The 21,825-nt window shown below is 71.2% G+C and carries 18 protein-coding genes; 7 read left to right on the forward strand and 11 right to left on the reverse strand.

Going from position 1 to position 21,825, the window contains the following annotated elements:
- Window positions 1-41: 41 nt before the first annotated feature.
- The 3 genes from ACWD0F_RS03355 to guaA all read right to left on the reverse strand — a co-directional run bounded on the left by ACWD0F_RS03355 (window position 42) and on the right by guaA (window position 3,383).
- Complete coding sequence (locus ACWD0F_RS03355) at window positions 42-533, reverse strand: AAA family ATPase (protein ID WP_449872276.1); 492 nt, start codon at window positions 531-533, stop codon at window positions 42-44.
- Window positions 534-615: 82 nt separating this feature from the next.
- Complete coding sequence (locus ACWD0F_RS03360) at window positions 616-1,521, reverse strand: DNA-processing protein DprA (protein WP_449872277.1); 906 nt, start codon at window positions 1,519-1,521, stop codon at window positions 616-618.
- 314 nt (window positions 1,522-1,835) lie between these two features.
- Window positions 1,836-3,383: a glutamine-hydrolyzing GMP synthase gene (gene guaA / locus ACWD0F_RS03365; protein WP_449872278.1), complete on the reverse strand. Its 1,548-nt coding sequence runs from the start codon at window positions 3,381-3,383 to the stop codon at window positions 1,836-1,838.
- 98 nt (window positions 3,384-3,481) lie between these two features.
- On the opposite strand from guaA, the gene ACWD0F_RS03370 reads away from it, so the two are divergent.
- Complete coding sequence (locus ACWD0F_RS03370; protein WP_449872279.1) at window positions 3,482-4,408, forward strand: hypothetical protein; 927 nt, start codon at window positions 3,482-3,484, stop codon at window positions 4,406-4,408.
- On the opposite strand, the gene ACWD0F_RS03375 is transcribed toward ACWD0F_RS03370, so the two are convergent.
- Window positions 4,399-5,247, reverse strand: a complete 849-nt coding sequence (locus ACWD0F_RS03375) for an SDR family NAD(P)-dependent oxidoreductase (RefSeq protein WP_449872280.1) — start codon at window positions 5,245-5,247, stop codon at window positions 4,399-4,401. The genes ACWD0F_RS03370 and ACWD0F_RS03375 overlap by 10 nt on opposite strands.
- A gap of 93 nt (window positions 5,248-5,340) precedes the next feature.
- Window positions 5,341-6,834 (reverse strand): DUF885 family protein, encoded by a 1,494-nt coding sequence (locus tag ACWD0F_RS03380; RefSeq protein WP_449872281.1) that lies wholly within the window; start codon window positions 6,832-6,834, stop codon window positions 5,341-5,343.
- Window positions 6,835-6,911: 77 nt separating this feature from the next.
- Here ACWD0F_RS03380 and ACWD0F_RS03385 point away from each other — a divergent pair, with 77 nt between their 5' ends.
- Window positions 6,912-7,655 carry an N-acetyltransferase gene (locus tag ACWD0F_RS03385; protein ID WP_449872282.1) on the forward strand — a complete coding sequence of 248 codons (744 nt, stop codon included), beginning with the start codon at window positions 6,912-6,914 and terminating at the stop codon, window positions 7,653-7,655.
- A gap of 17 nt (window positions 7,656-7,672) precedes the next feature.
- Here ACWD0F_RS03385 and ACWD0F_RS03390 read toward each other — a convergent pair whose 3' ends face one another.
- Window positions 7,673-8,041 carry a hypothetical protein gene (locus ACWD0F_RS03390; RefSeq protein WP_449872283.1) on the reverse strand — a complete coding sequence of 123 codons (369 nt, stop codon included), beginning with the start codon at window positions 8,039-8,041 and terminating at the stop codon, window positions 7,673-7,675.
- 8 nt (window positions 8,042-8,049) lie between these two features.
- The gene (locus ACWD0F_RS03395) at window positions 8,050-8,436 is read right to left on the reverse strand and encodes an SDR family NAD(P)-dependent oxidoreductase (protein ID WP_449872284.1); all 387 of its coding nucleotides are present in this window, start codon (window positions 8,434-8,436) and stop codon (window positions 8,050-8,052) included.
- Between ACWD0F_RS03395 and ACWD0F_RS03400 the strand changes: the two genes are divergently transcribed.
- Window positions 8,404-8,526 (forward strand): hypothetical protein, encoded by a 123-nt coding sequence (locus ACWD0F_RS03400; RefSeq protein WP_449872285.1) that lies wholly within the window; start codon window positions 8,404-8,406, stop codon window positions 8,524-8,526. The genes ACWD0F_RS03395 and ACWD0F_RS03400 overlap by 33 nt on opposite strands.
- 29 nt (window positions 8,527-8,555) lie before the next feature.
- On the opposite strand, the gene ACWD0F_RS03405 is transcribed toward ACWD0F_RS03400, so the two are convergent.
- The 3 genes from ACWD0F_RS03405 to ACWD0F_RS03415 are packed head-to-tail and all read right to left on the reverse strand — an operon-like array spanning window position 8,556 to window position 12,491.
- Complete coding sequence (locus ACWD0F_RS03405) at window positions 8,556-9,296, reverse strand: MBL fold metallo-hydrolase (RefSeq protein ID WP_449872286.1); 741 nt, start codon at window positions 9,294-9,296, stop codon at window positions 8,556-8,558.
- 37 nt (window positions 9,297-9,333) lie between these two features.
- Complete coding sequence (locus ACWD0F_RS03410; RefSeq protein WP_449872287.1) at window positions 9,334-11,043, reverse strand: FAD-dependent oxidoreductase; 1,710 nt, start codon at window positions 11,041-11,043, stop codon at window positions 9,334-9,336.
- Window positions 10,986-12,491: a succinic semialdehyde dehydrogenase gene (locus tag ACWD0F_RS03415; RefSeq protein ID WP_449872288.1), complete on the reverse strand. Its 1,506-nt coding sequence runs from the start codon at window positions 12,489-12,491 to the stop codon at window positions 10,986-10,988. The genes ACWD0F_RS03410 and ACWD0F_RS03415 overlap by 58 nt, the downstream gene beginning before the upstream one ends.
- 73 nt (window positions 12,492-12,564) lie before the next feature.
- Between ACWD0F_RS03415 and ACWD0F_RS03420 the strand changes: the two genes are divergently transcribed.
- The 4 genes from ACWD0F_RS03420 to ACWD0F_RS03435 all read left to right on the forward strand — a co-directional run bounded on the left by ACWD0F_RS03420 (window position 12,565) and on the right by ACWD0F_RS03435 (window position 19,966).
- On the forward strand, window positions 12,565-14,790 hold the full coding sequence (locus ACWD0F_RS03420) for a protein kinase domain-containing protein (protein WP_449872289.1): 2,226 nt from the start codon (window positions 12,565-12,567) through the stop codon (window positions 14,788-14,790).
- 32 nt (window positions 14,791-14,822) lie between these two features.
- Window positions 14,823-16,847 (forward strand): beta-propeller domain-containing protein, encoded by a 2,025-nt coding sequence (locus ACWD0F_RS03425; RefSeq protein ID WP_449872290.1) that lies wholly within the window; start codon window positions 14,823-14,825, stop codon window positions 16,845-16,847.
- Between the two features lie 85 nt (window positions 16,848-16,932).
- On the forward strand, window positions 16,933-18,111 hold the full coding sequence (locus tag ACWD0F_RS03430) for a helix-turn-helix transcriptional regulator (RefSeq protein ID WP_449872291.1): 1,179 nt from the start codon (window positions 16,933-16,935) through the stop codon (window positions 18,109-18,111).
- Window positions 18,112-18,193: 82 nt separating this feature from the next.
- On the forward strand, window positions 18,194-19,966 hold the full coding sequence (locus tag ACWD0F_RS03435; RefSeq protein WP_449872292.1) for a S8 family serine peptidase: 1,773 nt from the start codon (window positions 18,194-18,196) through the stop codon (window positions 19,964-19,966).
- A gap of 73 nt (window positions 19,967-20,039) precedes the next feature.
- Here ACWD0F_RS03435 and glpD read toward each other — a convergent pair whose 3' ends face one another.
- A complete protein-coding gene (glpD, locus tag ACWD0F_RS03440) occupies window positions 20,040-21,776 on the reverse strand; it encodes a glycerol-3-phosphate dehydrogenase (protein ID WP_449872293.1) in 1,737 nt (578 codons plus the stop codon).
- Window positions 21,777-21,825 lie beyond the last annotated feature (49 nt).

A 21,825-nucleotide genomic window follows, 5' to 3' on the forward strand; every position in this document is an offset into this window, starting at 1 on the left:
CCGGTGCTCACTGCTCTGGCGACCGTCATAGCGCTCGCGGGCTACACCCCTTGATCAGGCGTCGTTTGTGCCAGTTCCTCAAGCTGCTGGACCACCTTGTCGACTGGCGCACATGCGTCGATCTCGACAGTGGAGGTGGCCCTGAGCAGCGGCTCCACGTTGGCAAGGTCACGCAGGATGGCCGCACGTTCCTCAGGGCGCTGGCCGAAGGGGTTGTTGGTTCGCGTCGCGATGCGGGCGAGCATGATCTCAGCGGGAGCGCTGAGCAGGACGACGTGGTCGAACTGCGGGTAGAACCGGCCCTGATTGGACTTGCAGCCGGCCACGAAAAGGGCGCCTTCACAGTGTTGGGCGAGTAGGTCGCTGATGGCCGGCTCCCGCCACACCCAATCAGCGGACCCGTCCGGCAGGGTCATCCAGTGACTCCACTGGTCGGTGTCCGTATCGACGGTGCGATGACCCCGGGCCGCCAGCATCCCTAAGGCCGTGGACTTGCCGGTGCCCGACATCCCCGTGATCAGGATCTTCGCCATCAGCCGAGGCTACCCGCCCGCCCTGATCTCGTCGGCTTCATCACCCACCTTGGGTGAGCGGGCGTTTCCCTGTCGTTGGAGCTCAGCCAGCCATGGAGAGGAAACGCTCTAGCTGTCTGGGACGGTCTAGAAGGTCGTCCACGATCGCCATCGCCTCTTGGGTGTCGCGGGCCACATGGACGTCGGGTTTGCCGGCCGTGACACGTCCCCACTGCGTGCGGTCGAGCACCGACTGCATCAAGATCACCGGTCGGCCGTGTTCCACGGCCTTGCGTGCCTGGATGCGTGTCCCGCTTCGCTCATTGGCCTCTACGATGATCGTCGCCAGGCTGTAGCCCGACATCGTGCCGTTGCGCAGTGGGAACGTCGTCTTGTCCGGCGCCCTGTCCGGCCAGAACTGCGACAGCACGGCACCTTGCTCGGCTACTTCTTGATGGAGATCCCGATTCTCCGGAGGAAAGTGTTTACGGATGCCGGTGCCGATGACGGCCACTGTCCGGCCACCTGCTCCGAGCGCCGCACGGTGCGCGGCAGTGTCGACACCGGCGGCCAGGCCCGACACCACTGTGAGATCGCGCTCGACGAGCCCCCTGGCCAGCTCAGCCGCTATTGACCGGCCCGCTGGGGAGACCTGCCGAGAACCGACCACCGCGACCCCGTCGTCATCCGCGAGGAGAATGCCCCGGGCGAACAGCAGAGGGGGTCGGTCGAACACGTCCCGCAGCCGGTGCGGGTAATGGTCGTCTCCCAGGGTGAGGACGTGGATTCCGCTCCGCTCCCAGGAGGCTATCTCCGCTCCGGCTTCGGTTATCGCTTCCTCTACCGGATCGGAGAACAGATCGACGGGGGCGAGGCGTCGGCTCAGCAATGTCACGGCCGTGGCGTCGTCGGTGAGCTGCTGAACGAGCTCACGCTCGCCCTTTTCGGTCGAGATACGACGAAGTAGCGCCACCATGGCGGCGCGCTCCCTGTCATCCAGACGGCCCACACCCACACAGTAGTGTCCCCGCAGGTCCCGCGTCACCCTTCGCATCGAACAGGCGTGCCCATCGTTGATTCCCACTTTTTTACCGGGAAGCGCGCACCCCTGACAGGCAGCGTTCAACCACTATGGAGGTCAAGAGGGCGCCGTTGCGGTGGGTGCTGTGTGCGGGTCAGCGGGCGTCTTCCTGGAGGCCCTGTGCCACGTGCGGCGGGTGGTGTGACGTTGGCTCCGCCGTACCGAATGGCATGAGAGCCGCGAAAGGCCCGCGCGGAGCCCCAGGAGGGCGACCGGCGCGGGCCTTTGTGCGAAAAGGAGGGTTACTCCCACTCGATGGTGCCCGGGGGCTTGCTGGTCACGTCGAGGACGACGCGGTTGACCTCGCGGACCTCGTTGGTGATGCGGGTGGAGATGCGGGCCAGCACGTCGTAGGGCACCCGCGACCAGTCGGCCGTCATCGCGTCCTCCGACGTCACCGGCCGCAGCACCACCGGATGGCCGTACGTGCGGCCGTCGCCCTGCACGCCCACCGACCGGACGTCGGCCAGGAGCACCACCGGGCACTGCCAGATCTGCCGGTCCAGGCCGGCCCGCGAGAGCTCCTCGCGGGCGATGGCGTCGGCCTCGCGCAGCAGGGACAGCCGCTCGCGCGTCACCTCGCCGACGATGCGGATGGCCAGGCCGGGGCCGGGGAACGGCTGGCGCCAGACCATCGCGGCGGGCAGCCCGAGCTCCTCGCCCGCGCGCCGCACCTCGTCCTTGAACAGCGTCCGCAGCGGCTCCACGAGCTTGAACTGCAGGTCCTCCGGGAGGCCGCCGACGTTGTGGTGGGACTTGATGTTGGCGGTGCCGGCGCCTCCGCCCGACTCGACCACGTCGGGGTAAAGGGTGCCCTGGACCAGGAAGTCGACGGGGCCGTCGGCCATGATGGCGCGCTGCTCGTCCTCGAAGACGCGGATGAACTCGCGCCCGATGATCTTGCGCTTCTCCTCCGGGTCCGAGACGCCGTCGAGGGCCTTCAGGAAGCGGTCGGCGGCGTCGACGACGCGCAGCTTGACGCCGGTGGCGGCGACGAAGTCGCGCTCGACCTGCTCGGCCTCGCCCTTGCGCAGGAGGCCGTGGTCGACGAAGACGCAGGTCAGCCGGTCGCCGATGGCGCGCTGGACGATCGCGGCGGCCACCGCGGAGTCGACGCCGCCCGACAGCGCGCAGATGGCCCGGCCGTCGCCGACCTGCCGGCGCACGGCCTCGACGGAGTCTTCGACGATGTTGAGCATGGTCCACGTGGGGCGGCAGCCCGCCGCGTCGAGGAAGTGCCTGAGCACCGCCTGCCCGTGCTCGGAGTGGAGCACCTCCGGATGGAACTGCACGCCGTAGAGGCCGCGCTCCTCGTGCTCGAAGGCGGCGACCGGCGTCTCGCTCGTCGAGGCGGTCACCCTGAAGCCCTCAGGGGCGGCCGCGACGCTGTCGCCGTGGGACATCCAGACCGTCTGGGCGGCCGGCAGACCGGCGAAGATGATGCCCTCGTCGAGCACCGTCAGCGCGGTGCCGCCGAACTCGGCGATGCCGGTGCGGGCCACCTCGCCGCCCAGCGCCTGGGCCATGGCCTGGAAGCCGTAGCAGATGCCGAACGTGGGCACGCCCGTGGCGAACAGGCCGTGCGGCACCGGCGGCGCCCCGTCGGCGTAGACCGAGGACGGGCCACCGGACAGGATGATCGCTTTAGGCTTCTTGGCCATCATCTCCTCGACCGGCATCGTCGACGGAACGATCTCGGAGTAGACGTGGCACTCGCGCACCCGCCTGGCGATGAGCTGCGCGTACTGTGCGCCGAAGTCGACCACCAGCACTGTGTCGAATTCAGACACCGTGAGAACCCCCCAAAGGCGAAATGCGGTGCACTCAGTGTATCGGGCTTACGCATTATGCCTGGCCTGGCACCCGGCACTCGTGCTAACACAGAGAGATGGATCTTGTCTGGCCGGCGGCGGCGTGGGCCCTGTGGGTCACCGCGCTGGTCGGCGCTTTCAAGGCGTCCCTCCGCGACGGCCCCTCGGGGACAGAGGAGGCGCCCGCGCCGGTGGTCCAGCTCTTACGCGGGATGCGGGCGCAGGAGGTGTTCCATTCGGCGCTGTTCGAGCTGGGCGGACGCGGCTGGGTGAGGGTCGACGGCGACCACGTGGCGCCGGGCGCGCCGCCGGGCGAGCCGCTCCTGCCGTACGAGCGATGGGCTCTGGAACGGGTGACCGCCCTCATGGCGGGCGCCCCGTCCACCCTCGTGATCGACCTCATGCCGCCAGGGTCCGAGCTCGAACGTGGTTTCCTCCCCCTCGTCCAGCAGCACGCCATCGACCTGGGCCTGGCCAGGCGGCGCTGGCCGACCATGGCCGTTCCCGTGCTGCTCGCCGTCGCGCTGGCCGTGCCCTGGTACGTCACCGTCTCCCTGGCCGGCCTGTCGTGGCCCGGGATGATCGCGACGATGGTGTCGTTCGTGGCGGGAACGGGGCTGCTCATGGGCGGCCGGGGGTTCCTGCTGACGCCCGCCGGGCGGGAGGTCGCCGGGCCCGGCGCGGCGCCGGCCGGCCGGCAGGAAGAGTGGATCTTCACGGGCAGCGGGTGGCGAGGCGAGGCGGTCGAGCCCGCCGCGACGTCCGCCGGAGGGCCTGATCGCCAGGAGGTCACCGGGCACGTCGTCAAGCGCTGGGCCGACGCCGAGTCCGGCTCCTGGCACTACTACATCGCGCTGCACGACGGCAGCTCGGACAAGGCCACCGCGTTCTCGGTGAAGCAGGGGTTGTATCAGGACGTGCTGCCAGGCGACTCCGTACGCCTGCTGGTCCGGCCACACAGCGGCACGGTGGTGCGGATGCTGGCCCACGATCGTCACTGGTAGGACGGCAACTCGCCGGAGAGCAGGGCCTCGGTCTGGCGGCGCAGCCGCGCGGCGTACTTGTCGTCGGTCAGGACCAGGAACCGCTCCTCGTGGATGGCCGTCACGACCAGGTCGGCCACCTCTGCGGGCTCGATGCCGTGCTCGGCCGACCTGCTGACGGACTCCAGCGCGGCCAGCTCATCCTGGGTGGGGGCGGCGGCCGGGCCGGCGGGGCGTACGCGGGCGGAGTCGCCGATGCGGGTCCTGACCGCGCCGGGGCAGAGCGCGGTGACGCGGAGCCGCGCTCCGGCGGCCGACAGGTCCTGAGCGAGCGCTTGGGAGGCGGCCAGCGCGGCGTGTTTGGTCACCGCGTACGCACCCGCCCCCGGCACCGCGAACAGCCCGGCCACCGACACCGTGTTGACGATGTGCCCCTCGGTGTCCTGCTCGATCATCCGGGGCACGAACTCGCGGATGCCGTGCAGCACGCCCCACAGGTTCGCGCCGAGCAGCCAGGAGAAGTCCTCCTCGTCGCGCGTCCACATGTGGCCGCCCTGGAAGACGCCGGCGTTGTTGCAGAGCACGTGTACGGCGCCGAGCTCGCCGAAGCAGCGGTTGGCCAGGTGCCGGACGGCACTCGCGTCGGCGACGTCGGTGATCTGCGTGCGCACCCGATCGCCGGTGAGCGGCGTGGGTGCCCCGGCGTCGCGGGCCAGTGCCGCCGTCCTGGCGAGGCCGTCCGGATCGACGTCGGCGAGCATGAGCACCATGCCCTCGGCCGCGAACCTGAGCGCCAGCGCCCGCCCGATCCCGCTCGCCGCACCCGTCACCACGGCGACCTTGCCGGAGAGCTCACGCACCGACGCACCTCCCATGCCCCACCGGGCTCAGTGGCCGCGAACCACACGGGCGGCCCCGGACGCTCCAGAATGCCGCCCGGGTGCCTGCGGGCGCTAGAGGGCGCCGTCGATCAGCCCCAGAGGCGGCGCCCCGAGGTCGAACAGCGCCGTGTGGAAACGCCGCAGGCTGAAGCCCGCGCCCCACTCCTTGCGGGCCCGTTCGCGCAGGTCCATGATGGCCAGCTTGCCCCAGGTGTACCGCCCGTACGTCGGATCGAACGTGGCCCGCCGCGCCTCCGACAGCGCCGCCGGCCCGGCGATGTGCGTGTCGGACTCGAAGCGCCTGGCGCCCTCCTCGACCGTCATCGCCCCGGTGTGCACCCCGATAGCGCAGGCCAGCCGCGTCACCCGGACGAGACCCTCCACCCACACGCCGATCTCGAACCGCGGATCGCCGGGCGCGAACCCCTCCTCGACGCAGAGCTCCTCGGCGTAGTGCGCCCACCCCTCGATGAACGCCATGGACTGCAGCAGCCGCCGCACGTCCGACGACGCCCGGCGCAGCGCGCGGCCGTGGGAGAAGTGCCCGGGGGCCACCTCGTGGACGTTCACCGCGGGTAGCGTCGTCTGGCTGAAGACCTCCAGCCATTCCTCCTGCTCCTCCGCCGGCCAGGAGGGGTCGGGCGGCGTGATGTGGTACCAGGAGGGGCCTTCGGTCTCGCCTGGCGCGTTCCACGACATCATGGCCAGCGCCCAGCGGCGCGACTCGGGAGCAGGGCCGACCCGGCACGCTCCGTCGTGGTAGGGCACGAGGTCCTTCTCCCGCGTGAACGCGATGGCCCGCTCGGTGCCGACCCTGGCCGCCTCGATCACGCCGTCCGCGTCGGGGTGGTCCTTGACCAGCTCGCGTACGACGTCGAGCGGCGCCCGTCCGCTCTCCCCCAGCTTGGCGCAGGACTCCGTGAGCAGCGCCATGAGCCGGTCGCGCTCGGCGTCGGCCTGCTCGGCCAGCCGGCCCAGGTCCACCGGCAGGCCCTCGGCCGTGCCCATCAGCCCGGCCAGCGCCGCGCCGCCGAGCGCCGCGTCGGGGTCGCCCTCGGCGGCGGCGCGTTCGAGGTGGGCGACGAGCCGGCCGTGCGCCTGCAGCGCCGTCTCGTCCGTGATGCCGGTCGACAACCCCTTCACGGCGCCGGTCAGGGCCTGCGCGACAGGAGCCGTGACCTCGTCGAGGGAGTCGATCGCGTGGTGTACGGCGTCGGGCCAGAGCGCGAGGTGGGCCGCCTTGGCCGCCGCGCGCTCCTCCTCGGGCCCGTAGTCGCGGTCGTAGCAGGCGAGGTCGAGGTTGGAGAGGTGGAGCAGCGGGTTCTTGCGGTGCAGCGCCAGCTCGCCGAGCTGGTAACGCAGCGCCTGCTCGAACACCCGCTGGTGCTCCGCGTCGTGCGGGTCGGCCGGCGCGGCTCCCTCGCCGAGGCGCGCGAGGCCCTCCCGTACGCCGGCGGGCGACAGGTCCTGGATCCTGCCGTCGTACTCGTGCCTGCCGCCGCCCTCGCGCGCGTCGGCCACGATGAGATCGGTGATGGCGCGCAGTCTGGGGTCAAGGTCCGTCATGTCGCCGACGCTAGCGCACGTCGCTTAAGCGGAGAATGGTGCACAGCGCGGTGGCGCGGAATGCCAAGATGACCGGCATGGAGCTGAAGATCACCACGCTCGCGGAGCGTCCGGAGCTGGCGTCGGGGTTGTGGGACATGGACGACACCTGGCCCGAGTTCATGCTCCAGGATCCGATGGCCGACCTGTTCTATCCGATCGCCACCACGACCTACGCCGACTACGTGCTCGTGGCCGACGACGAGGCGGAGCCTGGGCGGCTGGCGGCGCGGGCCTGCATGACGCCGTACCTGGCGAACGGGCCCGAGCTGCCCGACGACGGCTGGGACGGCGTGGTCCGGTCCGGCTGGCTGGCCCGCCAGCGCGGCACGACGCCCGGCGCCGTCTCGGCGCTGGAGATCAGCGTCCGGCGGGACCTGCAGGGCAAGGGGTTGTCCGCCCTCATGCTGGCGGCGATGCGCGACCACGCCACCCGCCTCGGCTACCGCGAGCTCGTGGCGCCGGTCCGGCCCAACGGCAAGCACCTCGAACCGCACACCCCCATGACGGAGTACGCCTTCAGGACCCGCTCCGACGGCCTGCCCCATGACGCCTGGTTGCGGGTGCACGTACGGGCGGGCGGGAAGATCGTCAAGGTGGCGCCGCGCTCGATGGTGGTGGCGGGGACCCTGGCGGAATGGCGGGGGTGGACCGGCCTGCCGTTCGACCGTACGGGGGCGGTCGAGGTGGCCGGCGCGCTCAGCCCGGTGCACTGCGACGTGGCGCACGACCACGCCGTCTACGTGGAGCCGAACGTCTGGGTCAGCCACCCCCTGACCTGATCACCCGCTCGTCCCGGTCAGATCCAGCGGCGAATGGCGTCGATCGTCGTTTCCGGTGCGGTGTTGAAGCAGAACCGGATGCCGGGGGTCGTCTCCGCCAGCACGTTGATCAGCCGTTCGAACAGGACGGTGTGCTCAAGGGACATGCGCAGCCCGGCCCCGATCATGGCCACGCCGAAGTGCCCCTCCGCCAGCCGTTCGCGGACGGTCCTCTCCGCCGCGTCCGGGTCGGTGCCGACCTGGCACGGCACCACGTCGAGGCCCGCCGCGCGCAGCGCCGCTTCGCCCTGCTCGATCCGTGCGGTGAGCGTGGCCTCGTCGAGTCCGGGGTACTTGGCGTAGTCGATCGTGCTCGGCTGCAGGCCGATCGTCAGGATCTTGCTCATCTTCACTCCTACCAGGGGACGGGGCCGTCGCTGCCGAAGAAGCCGCCCGTCGGCCCGCCGGGGTCCGATGTGGCCAAGCTGATGATGGCATCGGCCCCTTCCGCGACGGTGTGGACACCTGTGTGGTGGTTCATGTCGGTGGCGGGGTCGCCCGGGTCCGCGGCGTTGACCTTGAACCCGGGCAGCGCCCGGGCGTACTGGGAGACGATCCTGTTGAGCGCCGCCTTCGACGAGGCGTAGTCCAGGCTCAGGAAGCCGTGCTCGGGGCGGTCGGGGTCGGCGCCACGGGTCAGCGAGGCGAGGGAGCTGGAGACCATGACGATACGGGGCTGTTCCGACCTGCGGAGCAACGGCAGGAACGCGTGGGTGACCCGCACCTGGCCGAACACGGCCACCAGACCGTGCTCGTGTACTCGGCCGAACCGGGCTCCCCCGAGGCGACCATGCTCGACATGTTGCGGGTGGTCGGGTTGCAGCGGGTGTGAGGGGCGGCCCGCCCGAGATCCCGGGCCGATCAGGGCAGCCGCGTGCTCTCTCCAGGTGCCGGCAGCCGCAACCGGTCCCCGAACCCCTCGAACGCCTTCTCCACCGTCTCCCGACCTTGCGTGAAATGCGCCCAGTGCTCGAAGTGCAGCGGCACCACGTACCGGGCCCCGAGGATCTCGGCGGCGACGACGGCGTCCGCGCTGGACAACGTCAGGTTCCCGTCCACCAGCGGTGTCCTGGCCGCGCCGGCGAACAACACCGCCACGTCCACCGGCCCCACCCGCTCGGCCACCTCCCGCACGACGGCCAGCGAGGCGTTGTCACCGCTGACGTAGACGGTCGGCACCCCGTCGCCCGTGAGCACGAACCCGGTGACCTCCCCCACCAGGTGCTCACTCCCGTCGGGCCCATGCTGCGCCGGCACCCCGGTCACCGTCAACGGGCCGACCTCGACGGACGTCCAGTTGGGCAGCGCCCGCACCGGCGCGCCCAGACGGCCGGCCGCCGCCCCCGTGGACAACACCAGCGGCACGGACGAAAGGTAAGCGCGGCCGGATTTGTCGAGGTTGTCGGGATGCTGGTCGTGGGAGAGAAGCACGGCGTCGACCGGGCCGATGGACACGGCGTCGACGGCGGGGCCCGAGGTCTTGCTCAGCGCCCGGCTCCCGATCGGGTAGTCGCCGGGCGGGTCGAAAGTGGGATCGGTCAGCAGGCGCACCCCGCCGATCTCCAGCACCGCCGTCGGCCCTCCGACATAACGAATGTTCATGACGGTAACCGACATCCCCGCACGGCCGCTTATTCCGCTACGGCGTGTGCCGCAGAGCTCCGGGCGCGTGCGGCGGCACGGCGGGGCTGCGCGGCGGCACCGGTGCGAGCCTGGCGTAGGAGGAGCCCACCGGCGGGCGCGGATCCGGGTCGCCCGCGTTGGGCCAGAACGACAAAGCCCGCTCGGCCTGGGCGGTGATGGTCAGCGACGGGTTCACGCCCAGGTTGGCCGACACGGCCGAGCCGTCGACGACGTGCAGCCCCGCGTGGCCGTACACGCGCTGGTAGGGGTCGATCACCCCCGTCTCGGACGACTCGCCGATGGCGCAACCACCGAGGAAGTGGGCGGTCGTCGGGATGTCGAACAGGTCCAGCCACGTCCCTCCGGCCACCCCGCCGATCTCCTCCGCCGCGTGGCGCACCGCCTCGTGGCCCGCGGGGATCCAGGTCGGGTTGGGCTCGCCGTGGCCGCGCTCGGAGCGCAGACCCCAGCGGGTGCGGCGGACGGTGATCGAATTGTCCTTGGCCTGCATCACCAGGGCGATGACCGTCCGCTCCGACCAGCGGCGCAGGTCCAGCAGGCGCAGCGCGCGCAGCGGTCGCGCGGCCACCTCGCGGGCGAACGCGCGCGGGCGCGACTGGCCGCCGTCCACGAGCAGGGTGCGCAGCAGGCCCATGGCGTTGGAGCCGTCGCCGTAGCGGACGGGTTCGATGTGGGTCTCGGCGTCGGGGTGGATCGAGGAGGTGATCGCCACACCGCCGTTGAGCTTCTCGCCGTCGCGGGACGGCCGCTCGAAGCCGAGCAGCGCCTCGGAGTTGGTCCTGGTCAGCGTGCCGAGCCTGGCCGACAACCGGGGCAGCGTGCCGTCCCCGCGCAGCTTGTGCAGCAGCCGCTGGGTGCCGTACGTGCCGGCCGCGAAGACGACCTGCCGGGCGGTGAACGAGCGGCGCGCGCGTACGGAGCCCGTCTTGCGCGCGATCACCTCGTAACCCCCGGACGGCAGCGGGCGCACGGACGTCACCGTGCTCTCCGGATAGACGAGGGCGCCCGCGCGCTCAGCGAGGTGCAGGTAGTTCTCGGTCAGCATGTTCTTGGCGCCGTAGCGGCAGCCGGTCATGCAGGCGCCGCATTCGACGCAGCCCCGGCGGGCGGGGCCCGCTCCGCCGAAGTAGGGGTCGACGCCGTCCTCGCCGAAGTAGACGCCCACCGGCGCCAGGTGGAAGGTGTCGGCCACGCCCATCTTGGCGGCGACCCTGGTCATGATCTCGTCGGCCCGGGTGAAGGTGGGGTTGACGACCGCGCCGAGCATGCGTTTGGCCTGGTCGTAGTGGGGTGCCAGCTCGGCCTTCCAGTCGGCGATGCCGGCCCACTGCGGGTCGTCGTAGAAGGGGTCGAGCGGCTCGTAGAGCGTGTTGGCGTACACGAGGGAGCCGCCGCCGACCCCGGCGCCCGCCAGCACCATGACGCCGGTGCCACGCTCGCCGCGCAGGACGTGGATGCGCTGGATGCCCTTGAGCCCCAGCCACGGCGCCCACAGGAAGTCGCGGACCTGCCACGACGTGGCGGGCAGCGTCGACGCGTCGAAGCGGCGGCCCGCCTCCAGCACCCCGACCTTGTACCCCTTCTCGGTCAGCCGCAGCGCCGCCACGCTGCCCCCGAACCCCGATCCGATGACGATCACGTCGAAACTCACCTGAGCCGCAGCCTCCGCATCGTCTTCAGCAGGGCGGACAGCGTGTCCGCCCATTTCTCGTACGCCAGCCCGAACGGCGGCTCGAAGCCCAGCTTGCTCGACTGCGCGGCCACGGTCTTGGCCTCGGTGTAACGCAGCAGGCCCTCCACCCCGTGCCGGCGGCCGAGCCCGGACGCCTTCATGCCGCCCATGGGGGCGTCGTAGGAGGCGTACGCGGAGGCGTACCCCTCGTTGATGTTGACCGTGCCGGCCCGGACGCGTGCGGCGAGCCGGCGGGCCCTCGGCAGGTCGGTGCTCCAGATGGAGGCGTTGAGGCCGTAGATGGTGTCGTTGGCCAGCTCGACCGCCTCGTCGTCGGAGGAGAACGGATGGAGCGCCACCACCGGGCCGAACGTCTCGGCGCGGCACAGGTCCATGTCCTCGCCGACGCCGGTCAGCACGGTCGGCTCGTAGAACAGCGGGCCCAGGTCGGGCCGGGTCCGGCCGCCGGCCAGGACGCGGGCTCCCTTGGCCACGGCGTCGTCCACGTGCGCGCGGACGGCGTCGAGCTGGCGCTGTGAGGTGAGCGAGCCCATCTGCACCGACCAGTCGTGTCCCGCGCCGAGTTTGAGGCCGGTCACCTGCCGGACGAAGCGCTCGGCGAACGCGTCGAACAACGACGCGTGCACGTACAGGCGCTCGACCGACAGGCAGAGCTGGCCGGCGTTGACGAAGCAGGCGCGGACGGCGCCCGGGACGGCGGCGTCGAGGTCGGCGTCGTCGAGCACCACCATCGGGTTCTTGCCGCCGAGCTCCAGCGAGCAGCCGATGAGGCGCTTGGCCGCCTCCTCGGCGATCTTCCTGCCGCCGCGCGTGGAGCCGGTGAAGCCGACGTAGTCGGCGTGGTCCAGCAGCGCGTCGCCGATGTCGGCCGGCTCGCCCAGCACCACCTGCCAGATCTCGCGCGGCATGCCCAGCTCGGCCAGCAGGTCGACGGTCCACAGCGTGGACAGCGCGGTCTGCGTGTCCGGTTTGTGGACGATGGCGTTGCCGGCCAGCAGCGCGGGCACCGCGTCGGTGGCCCCGAGCGAGAGCGGGTAGTTCCACGGCGTGATCAGCGCGACCACGCCTTTGGGCTGGCGCAGCTCCGCCACCCGGGTCACGACGGGGAAGGCCCCCCGACGCCGGCGCGGGGCGAGCAGCTCCGGCGCGCGGCGGGCGTAGTAGAGGGCGCAGCCCGCGACGTCGAGCACCTCTTCGAAGGCGTGCCTGCGGGCCTTGCCCGTCTCGTTCTGGACGATGTCGAGGATCTCGTCCCGCCGGTCGAGGATCGCGTCGTGCAGGAGCAGGAACGGCCGCGCCCGCTCGGCGGCGGATCTGGCCGCCCACTCGATCTGGGCGGCCCGCGCCTTCTCGTATGCCCGCCGGACGTCTTCTGCGTCCGATATGGGCAGCTCAGCAAGGCTTTCGCCGGTGAAGGGGGCGATGATGTGCTGTGTCCTACCGCTGGACGTCACCTGCATGCCAGAAGGATATTCCGCCCGGCTACCCACGGGTAGTTTTTGCGGATGCGCGGCATAGGGCCAGAATCCCCTCATGGCAACCTTCGCTCCGCTACGCCCCGGAGATCCACAGCGGCTGGGAGGCATGGATCTCCTCGGCCGGCTCGGCGAGGGCGGACAGGGCGTCGTCTACCTCGCCACGGACAGCCAGGACAACCGTGTGGCGGTCAAGTGGCTGCGGCCCGACCAGGCGGGCGACCGGGTGAGCATCGAGCGGTTCCTGCGCGAGGTCCAGGTGGCCCAGCAGGTGGCGCCGTTCTGCACCGCCGCCGTGCTGGGCACCGGGGTCGAGCAGGACCGGCCCTACATCGTCAGCGAGTACATCGAGGGGCCCTCGCTGCAGCGCGTCGTGCAGGAGGAGGGGCCGCGCACGGGCACGACGCTGCACCGGCTGGCCATCGGCACCGCCACCGCGCTGGCCGCCATCCACCAGGCCGGGATCGTGCACCGCGACTTCAAGCCGGCCAACGTGATCATCGGCGCCGACGGGCCCCGGGTGATCGACTTCGGCATCGCCCGCGCGCTGAACGCCACCTCGACGATCAGCAGCATGGTCGTGGGGACGCCGGCGTACATGCCGCCCGAGCAGATCATGGGCCACACCGTGGGGCCCGCCGCCGACCTGTTCTCGTGGGCCGGGACCATGGTCTTCGCGGCCTCCGGCAAGGCGCCGTTCGGCAGTGACACGATGCCCGCGGTGATCAACCGGGTCCTCAGCCAGCATCCCGACCTCGGCGTGCTGGACGGGCAGTTACGTGACGTCGTGGCCGCCTGCCTGAGCAAGGATCCGGCGCAGCGGCCCACGGCCGAGCAGGTGATCATGCGGCTGCTGCAACATCCCGCCCCCAACTCCGGCATGCTGGCGCAGGCCGCCGCCGAGGCGGCTCCCCGGCACCAGCAGTTCACCCCGCAACCCGGCCCGCAGTCCGGGCCGCAGTCCGGGCCACAGTCCGGGCCACAGTCCGGGCCACAGTCCGGGCCGCGACCCGGGCCGCTGGCTGGGCCGCAGTCCGGCCCGTACGGCCCTGCTTCGGGCCCGGTCCCCCATCATTCGGGACCCGTCGGGCCGCCTTCCCAGCAGCAGCCACCGGTCCAGCAGCAGTGGCACCCGCCGGGCCCCTACGGGCAGCAGTCGCCCTACCAGGGCATGTACACCCAGCGGCCACGGCGCAAGAGCCGGGCCCCGCTCATCGCCGGCATCGCGGTGGGGATCGCGTTGTTGCTGCTCGCCGGCGTGGTCGTGATCATCCAGATGGACAAGGCGTCGGTGGCCCTCCCGACCCCCTCCCCGACGCGGAGCTCATCGAAGCCGTCGCCCTCGCCCACCGCCACCGTGGCCGCCGTGCCGAAGACGGGCACCAAGCGGTCACTCCCCGGCGCCGCGATCCACCTCTACGAGAACCCGGCGGACGCCATCGTCCTGACCTCCTACGAGATCTACGACAAGGTCAAGAAGGACTGGATCGACTACGCCAGGGGCTCCGTGCGCGGCACGTTCACGAAGTACGCCGCCAACTGGGAGTCGCTGGTCTCGCCCGACGGCCGCTACCTGGCCACCCGGGGCCGGAAGTACAGCTCCGACGACTACGACTTCATCGTCATCACCGACCGGCGGACCCAGGGCCGGGTCACCATCAAGACCGTCAAGGAGCCGCTGATCAGCAGCATCCGGGCCTGGTCGAAGGACGGCTCGAAGATCCTGCTCAACGTCGAGAAGAAGACCGGAGCCAACTGGAAGTACCTCGGCTTCGTCCTCGTGGACGTGGCCACGAGCAAGGCCACCACGATCGACGTCTCGGACACCGCCATCCGTGAGACGGCCTTCGGCTTCGACGGCGACGACGAGGGCGCGGTCAACGTCTACGGCGACGAGAAGAACCAGGGCCTGCGTTTCTTCGACACCGGGGGCGAGGCCACCCGCTCCCTGCCGGGCATCGGCACGATGTCGGCCGGCACCCAGGACATCTTCTCCCCCTCGGGCAAGGCGTTCGTCACCAACTGCCCGAACGGCGGCGACGGCGACCACTGCGTCTGGGACTCCGAGTCCGGCGACCGGCTGCACAAGTTCTCCTCCGACTGCGACAAGGTGCTCGGCTTCTACGACGAGAGCCACCTCTACTGCTGGGAGCAGAACAACAGCCCCAACGACGAGGTCCAGGTCATCGACTTCGACGGCAACCTCCTGCGCAAGTTGCTGGAGGTGCCGGACGACGTCGACTTCAGCCCGGCCTTCACCATCAACCCGACCCGGGGCTCCTGAACCATCCGCGCCGGACAACCGTCAATGAGGTCATGAAGACGCTGATCCGTACGGCGGTCACCGCCGCGGTACTCGCGACGGTGGCGACCGCCTGCACCTCTTCGGCGGGAGGCGGCTCGGGGCCGCCGCCCAAGCTGAGCCTGGGGGCCGTCCGCCTGATCTCCTACAGCAGTTGCGACGACCTGCTGTCGGGCCTGCGCGAGCACGCCGCCGCGAACGTCACCGCCTACGGCTTCGGCAACGCCATGCCCATCGCCTACCTGCAGGACGCCAGGGCGAACGTCCCGCAGGCGAAGAGCACGGCCGAGGCCCCCGAGCACTCCACGACCAACGTGCACGAGGCCGGCGTGGACGAGCCCGACCTGGTCAAGACCGACGGCAACCGGGTCATCACGGTCGCCGACGGCACCCTGCGGATCATCGACACGGCCACCAGGAAGGTGACCTCCTCGCTCAAGCTCACGGACGGCGACATCCCGGGGGCGCCCGCCGACCTGCTGGTCTCCGGCGACCGCGCGCTGGTGCTCATGCGCGGCGGGGACATCATGTACAAGCGGATGATCGGCCCGCCGAGCGACACCAGATATCTGCTGGTCGACCTGGCCGGCCGGCCGAAGATCCTCAGCACGATCAAGCCGCAGGGCACGTACGTCGACGCCAGGATGGTCGGCTCCACGGTCAGGATCGTCACCCGCAGCTATCCCGCCATCGAGTTCCCGCAGGCCAAGGAGGGCATGTCGGAGGAGCAGCAGCGCGCCGCGAACGAGGCCGTGGTGCGGCGCGCCCCCGTCGGCGACTGGCTGCCCTCGGTCGAGATCACGGACGCGTCGGGAGCCGTCAAGAAGGACGCGGTCGCGTGCGAGCGGGTCAGCCACCCGGCCGACTACACCGGCACCTCGATGCTGACCGTGCACACCGTCGACCTGGCGCAGGGCGTCACCGCGGCCGGCACCGACCCGATCAGCCTGGCCGCCGACGGCGACATCGTCTACGGCACCGGCGCCAGCCTGTACGTGGCCAGCAACCCGCGCTGGTGGTTCCAGCCGCGCCCGCTGCCCATCGACGACCCTCCGGCCTCGACGAACGCGGCGGCCCCGGCCGACGAGCCCACCCCAACGGACCCGGACGTGTCCGTCTCCGCCCAGCCGAGCCCGTCGGTGAGCCCGTCGGCTAACCCGTCGGCGAGCGCGTCGGCGAGCCCGGCCCCGACCCCCACGGCGCCGCCCGAGGAGACGGAGATCCACCGCTTCGGCATCGACCGCCCCGGCGCGCCCGTCTACATCGCCTCCGGCAAGGTCCAGGGCCGGCTGCTGAACCAGTACTCGCTCTCCGAGTACGAGGGCAGCCTCCGCGTCGCCACCACCCTCACCTCCGACGACGGCACGTCCAGCTCCAGCACCGTCCACGAGCTCAAGGCCGACACCCTGGCCAAGACCGGCGAGGTCGGCGGCCTGGGCGAGGGCGAGCGCATCTACTCGGTCAGGTTCATCGGCCCGGTCGGTTACTGCGTCACCTTCAAGCAGGTGGACCCGCTCTACACGCTGGACCTGCGTGACCCGGCGGCGCCCAAGGTGACGGGCGAGCTGAAGATCACCGGCTACTCGGCCTACCTGCATCCCGGCGCGACCGACGGCCAGCTGATCGGCATCGGCCAGGAGGCCGGCGAGCAGGGCAGGACACTCGGCACGCAGATCTCGCTGTTCGACGTCAGCGACCCCGCCGGCCCGCGCCGGCTGTCGCAGTTCTTCCAGAAGGACTCGGGCTCGGTGGCCGAGTGGGATCCGCACGCGTTCCTGTACTGGCCCAAGACCGGCCTGTCCGTCATCCCGCTCTACCAGGAGGCCGAGTCGGGCGCGCTGGTGCTCAAGATCGACGACTCGGGCGTGTCGAAGCTGGGCATGATCAAACACCCGGCGCCGCGCGGGCAGCAGTACCAGCCGGGCATCCAGCGTTCGATGATCATCGGGGACGGGATCTGGACGATCTCGTACGAAGGCGCTCAGGTCAACGACGCCACCTCGCTGGCCGAGCAAGCCTGGATTCCCTTCCGGTCATAACAGCATCTATGGACACACCCCCACAAATAATGAAAAATCCACTGACACTGTGTTGTCGGGATCGGGCGGGTGTGTCATGCCTTTCGTGGGTCGAGAGCACGAACTCCGTCACCTGTCCGACGCTCTCGCCCGCCCGCCGGTCGTCGTCCTGATCGAGGGCGAGGCCGGCGTCGGCAAGACCCGCCTGCTGCACGAGCTGACCGGCCATCCCCTGCTCATGGGGAACTGCCACCCCATGCGCTTCCCGTACGGCCCGGTCGTCGAGGCGCTGCGCGAGGCGCGCCCGGCGAACGGGCTGAACCCGATCACCGGCGCCCTCCGCCCGCTCCTGCCGGAGTGCGCCCACCTGCTCCCGCCCGCGCCGCCCGCGCTCGGCAACGCCCAGGTCGAGCGGCACCGCCTGTTCAGGGCCGTCCTGTCGCTGCTCGACGCCCTGCGCCCGGTCACGCTGGTCGTGGAGGACGTGCACTGGGTCGATCAGGACACCAGGGAGCTGCTGGCGTTCCTGGTGCGCTGCCTGCCCGACACGGTCAACCTGGTGCTCACCTACCGTGGCGAGGACCTGCGCCATCCGGTCGCCGAGCTGCTCGCGCACCTGCCGCCGCGCATCGACCACACCGAGCTGGCCCTGGCGCCGCTCTGCGCTGAGGAGACCGCGCTGCTGGTCAAGCACCTGCTGCCGGACGCGGGCGACCTCTGGCCGCTCACCGGCGGCGTGCCGCTCGCGATCGAGGAGCTGGCCCGCATGCTGGCCGACGGCAGGGAGCCGGGCACGCCGCCGGCGCTGCGCGACGCCGTACGGCTCAAGCTGGACGCCCTGCCGGCCGCCGCGCGCCGGATCGTGCAGGCCGCGGCCATGCTGGAGGAGCCGGCGCCCCAGCCTGCGCTGACCGGCGTGGCGGGCCTGCCGCCCGAGCAGGGCGAGCGCGGGCTCGCCGAGGCGGTCCGGCGCGGCCTGCTGCGCGAGTGGTCCCCCGGCGCGTACGGCCTGCGCCAGCCCCTGACCAGGCAGGCCCTGCGCGAGTCGATCACCCCCAACGTCCGGCGCCGGATCAGCCGCAGGATCGAGGCGCCCAACGAGCCCCAGGGCACCCTGTCGCCCAGGGAGAAGCAGGTGAGCGGACTGGCGGCGGGCGGGCTGACGAACAAGGAGATCGCCGAGAGCCTGTTCCTGTCGCCGCGCACGGTCGAGGTGCACGTGGCGAACGCGCTGCGCAAGCTCGGCCTCACCTCGCGCAGGCAACTAAGTAGTCGCAATACGTAGTCGATACGTATGGCCCAGAGCCTGATTCTGGCTCATGTTTTCAGTGGTCCCGTCCAACCCCCAGGAAAGGGCTCACGCTGCCATGCGACCACGCATCCCCCTGCTCGCGGCACTCGTCAGCACCTTGGCGTTATGCGCGACGCCGCTCCCCGTCCTCGCGGCGGCCGAGACCGGCACGTACATCGTCCAGCTCAACCCGCTGCTCCGCGCGACGCCCCGCACCTCGGCGCAGGACCAGGTCTCCCAGGTCGGCGGCGAGCTGGTCGGCGTGTACGAGCACGCCTTCAAGGGCTACACCGCCCGCCTGACCAGCGCCGCCGCCGAACGGCTCAGGAAGAGCCCGAACGTGCTCACCGTCGAGGCGGACGCCGAGGTCAGCGCGTTCCCGCAGACCGTGCCCACGGGCGTGCGGCGCATCTTCGGCCCCGCCAACCCGAACCTGGACATCGACGGCGTCGACGACGTGCGCATCGACGTGGACGTGGCGGTCGTCGACACGGGCGTGGACTACACCCACCCCGACCTGAACGTGGCCGCCCGGGCCAACTGCCAGACCGGCTCCTGCGTGAACGACTCCGGCACCGACGACAACGGCCACGGCTCCCACGTCGCGGGCACCGTCGGCGCCCTCGACAACACCGTCGGCCCGGTCGGCGTCGCGCCCGGCGCGCGCATCCACGGCGTGAAGGTGCTCAACTCGGCCGGTCAGGGCACCCTGTCGGCCATCGCGGCCGGCCTCAACTGGGTGGTGGCCCGCGCCTCGACCATCGAGGTCGTCAACCTGAGCCTGGGCTGCAACGGCTGCTCCAGCAGCGCCATCAGCACCGCGATCACCAACGCGGTCAACGCCGGCATCGTGGTCGTCGTGGCGGCCGGCAACAACCACGTGAACACCTCCACGTTCTTCCCCGCCAACCACGCCGACGTCGTCACCGTCTCGGCGCTGACCGACAACGACGGCCTGCCGGGCGGCTCGGGCGGCAGCACGTTGTCGTGCCGCAGCGAGACCGACCTGGACGACACCTCGGCGTTCTACTCCAACTTCGGCGCCACCGTCGAGATCACCGCGCCGGGCACCTGCATCTACTCGACCTGGATGAACGGCGGCTACAACACGATCAGCGGCACCTCGATGGCCAGCCCGCACGTGGCGGGCGCGGCCGGCCTCCTCACCTCGGGCACCAACAAGCCGACGACCAGGGCGGGCGCGCTGGCCGTGCGGAGCACGCTGATCTCCACGGGCAACTCCGCCTGGACCGACGACTCCGGCGACGGCGTCAAGGAGCCGCTGCTCGACGTGCACGACGCCACGCGCTACCCGCCGGGCGGCGGTGGCGGGAACCTGGCGCCGGTGGCGTCGTACACGGTCTCGTGCAACGTGCTCGCCTGCTCCTTCGACGGCACGGCCTCCTCCGACGCGGACGGCTCGATCGCCTCCTACGCCTGGACCTTCGGCGACGGCCTGACCGGCACGGGATCCACGAACGGGCACACCTACGCGGCGGCGGGGACGTACACGGTCACCCTGACCGTGACGGACGACCAGGGCGCGACGGGCTCGGTCACCAAGCAGGTGACGACCGGCGCGGGCGCCAACCAGCCGCCTGCCGCCGGATTCACCCAGACCTGCACCCTGCTGCTCATCTGGCGCTACTGCGACTTCAACGGCTCGTCCTCGGCCGACCCGGACGGCACGATCGCCACGTACGCCTGGACGTTTGGCGACGGCTCCACGGGTAGCGGAACCACGATCCGGCACTTCTACAGCTCGGGCGGCGCCAAGTCGGTCACGCTCACCGTCACCGACAACCTGGGCGCCACCGGCGCGGTCACCAAGTCGGTGACCGTGCCCTGACGACCATCCCGGAACGGGCGGTCCGCGGCCCCCGCAGCACCGCGGACCGCCCCTTCTCTTCAGAACTCCCGGGTCACGGATGCTCCGGCGCTTCGACGGGGACGATCTCCGGCGCGCCGAGCCGGATCGCGTCCGCCTCCTGGTCGGAGTCCTGCTCCTGGGAGCGCCGCTCGGCCTCGACCCGCTTCGCGTAGTACTCGACCTCTCTCTTGACCTGCTCGCCGTCCCAGTCGAGCGGCTCGGCCATCAGCTCGGCCGCCTCCTGCGCCACGGCCAGGCCCCGGTGGAAGGTCTCGATGGAGATGCGCGTACGCCGGGTCAGCACGTCGTTGAGGTGCCGGGCGCCCTCGTGGGTGGCGGCGTAGACGATCTCGGCGCGCAGATAGTCGTCGGCCCCCGCCAGCGGCCTGGCCAGCGACGGGTCGCGCTCGATCAGCTCCAGCACCTCGTCGATCAGGCAGCCGTAGCGCTGGAGCAGGTGCTCGATCCTGGCGACGTGCAGCCCGGAGGTCTGGGCGATGCGGTGCCTGGAGTTCCACAACGCCTGATAGCCCTCGGCGCCCACGAGCGGGACGCGGTCGGTGCACGACCGCGGCACCCGCTGGTCGAGCCCGTGCGCGACGGCGTTCACGGCGTCCTCGGCCATGACCCGGTAGGTGGTGTACTTCCCGCCCGCGGTCATCACCAGGCCCGGCACCGGATGCGCCACCACGTGCTCCCTGGACAGCTTGGACGTCTCGTCGGACTCGCCCGACAACAACGGCCGCAACCCCGCGTAGACGCCCTCGACGTCGTCGCGGGTCAGGGGCACGGACAGGACGGCGTTGACGTGGTCGAGCAGGTAGTCGATGTCGGCCCGGGAGGCGGCCGGGTGGGACTTGTCGAGCGTCCACTCGGTGTCGGTGGTGCCGATGACCCAGTGGCGGCCCCAGGGGATCACGAACAGCACGGACTTCTCCGTCCGCAGGATGATCCCGGTCCGCGAGTGGATCCGGTCGCGCGGCACGACCAGGTGGATGCCCTTGGAGGCCCGGACGTGGATCTGGCCCCGGCCGCCGACCAGCTCCTGGATGTCGTCGGTCCAGACGCCGGTGGCGTTGACCACCTGCCGGGCGCGGATCTCCATCTCCTCGCCGGACTCCAGGTCGCGCACGCGCACCCCGGTGACCCGCTCGCCCTCCCGCAGGAACCCCACGACCTGCGCCCTGGGTGCGACGTGCGCGCCGTAGGTCGCCGCCGTGCGCAGCATGGTCATCACGAAACGCGCGTCGTCCACCTGGGCGTCCCAGTACTGGACGGCGCCCGTCAACGCGCTCTTCTTCAGCGCCGGCGCCAGCCGCAGCGCCCGCGACCTGGACAGATGCCGGTGCCCCGGCACACCCCTGCCGAGGCCGGTGGCCAGCCCGAGCGTGTCGTAGAGCGCCACCCCGGCGCCCACGTAGGCCCGCTCCCACACGTAGTGGGTCAGCGGGAACAGGAACGGCACCGGCCTGACCAGGTGCGGCGCGATCCGCTGCAGCAGCAGCGCGCGCTCCTGCAGCGCCTCGCGCACGAGCTCGAAGTTGAGCTGCTCCAGGTAACGCAGACCGCCGTGGATCAGCTTGGACGAGCGCGAGGACGTGCCCGACGCGAAGTCCCTCGCCTCGACCAGGCCCACGTCCAGCCCGCGCGTCGCGGCGTCGAGGGCGATCCCGGCCCCCACGACGCCGCCGCCGACCACGACCACGTCGAGCTCCTGCGCGGCCATGCGCTCCAGCGCCTCGGTCCGCTCCGCGGGCCCGAGCCGGGCCACGCCCCTTCCCGACGTCATGAAGTCCCCCTGCGACGGCTTTTGTCACTTGCGCCATACCTACCCGCTC

The organism is Nonomuraea sp. NPDC002799 (assembly GCF_053592075.1).

What these genes read in the sequence shown, in the direction of transcription:
- ACWD0F_RS03405 (WP_449872286.1), bottom strand. Translation starts at nt 9,296, where the DNA reads ATGAACATTCGTTATGTCGGAGGGCCGACGGCGGTGCTGGAGATCGGC.
- ACWD0F_RS03435 (WP_449872292.1), top strand. Translation starts at nt 18,194, where the DNA reads ATGCGACCACGCATCCCCCTGCTCGCGGCACTCGTCAGCACCTTGGCG.
- ACWD0F_RS03370 (WP_449872279.1), top strand. Translation starts at nt 3,482, where the DNA reads ATGGATCTTGTCTGGCCGGCGGCGGCGTGGGCCCTGTGGGTCACCGCG.
- glpD (WP_449872293.1), bottom strand. Translation starts at nt 21,776, where the DNA reads ATGACGTCGGGAAGGGGCGTGGCCCGGCTCGGGCCCGCGGAGCGGACC.
- ACWD0F_RS03420 (WP_449872289.1), top strand. Translation starts at nt 12,565, where the DNA reads ATGGCAACCTTCGCTCCGCTACGCCCCGGAGATCCACAGCGGCTGGGA.
- ACWD0F_RS03415 (WP_449872288.1), bottom strand. Translation starts at nt 12,491, where the DNA reads ATGCAGGTGACGTCCAGCGGTAGGACACAGCACATCATCGCCCCCTTC.
- ACWD0F_RS03355 (WP_449872276.1), bottom strand. Translation starts at nt 533, where the DNA reads ATGGCGAAGATCCTGATCACGGGGATGTCGGGCACCGGCAAGTCCACG.
- ACWD0F_RS03380 (WP_449872281.1), bottom strand. Translation starts at nt 6,834, where the DNA reads ATGACGGACCTTGACCCCAGACTGCGCGCCATCACCGATCTCATCGTG.
- ACWD0F_RS03385 (WP_449872282.1), top strand. Translation starts at nt 6,912, where the DNA reads ATGGAGCTGAAGATCACCACGCTCGCGGAGCGTCCGGAGCTGGCGTCG.
- ACWD0F_RS03425 (WP_449872290.1), top strand. Translation starts at nt 14,823, where the DNA reads ATGAAGACGCTGATCCGTACGGCGGTCACCGCCGCGGTACTCGCGACG.
- ACWD0F_RS03410 (WP_449872287.1), bottom strand. Translation starts at nt 11,043, where the DNA reads ATGGGCGGACACGCTGTCCGCCCTGCTGAAGACGATGCGGAGGCTGCG.
- ACWD0F_RS03390 (WP_449872283.1), bottom strand. Translation starts at nt 8,041, where the DNA reads ATGAGCAAGATCCTGACGATCGGCCTGCAGCCGAGCACGATCGACTAC.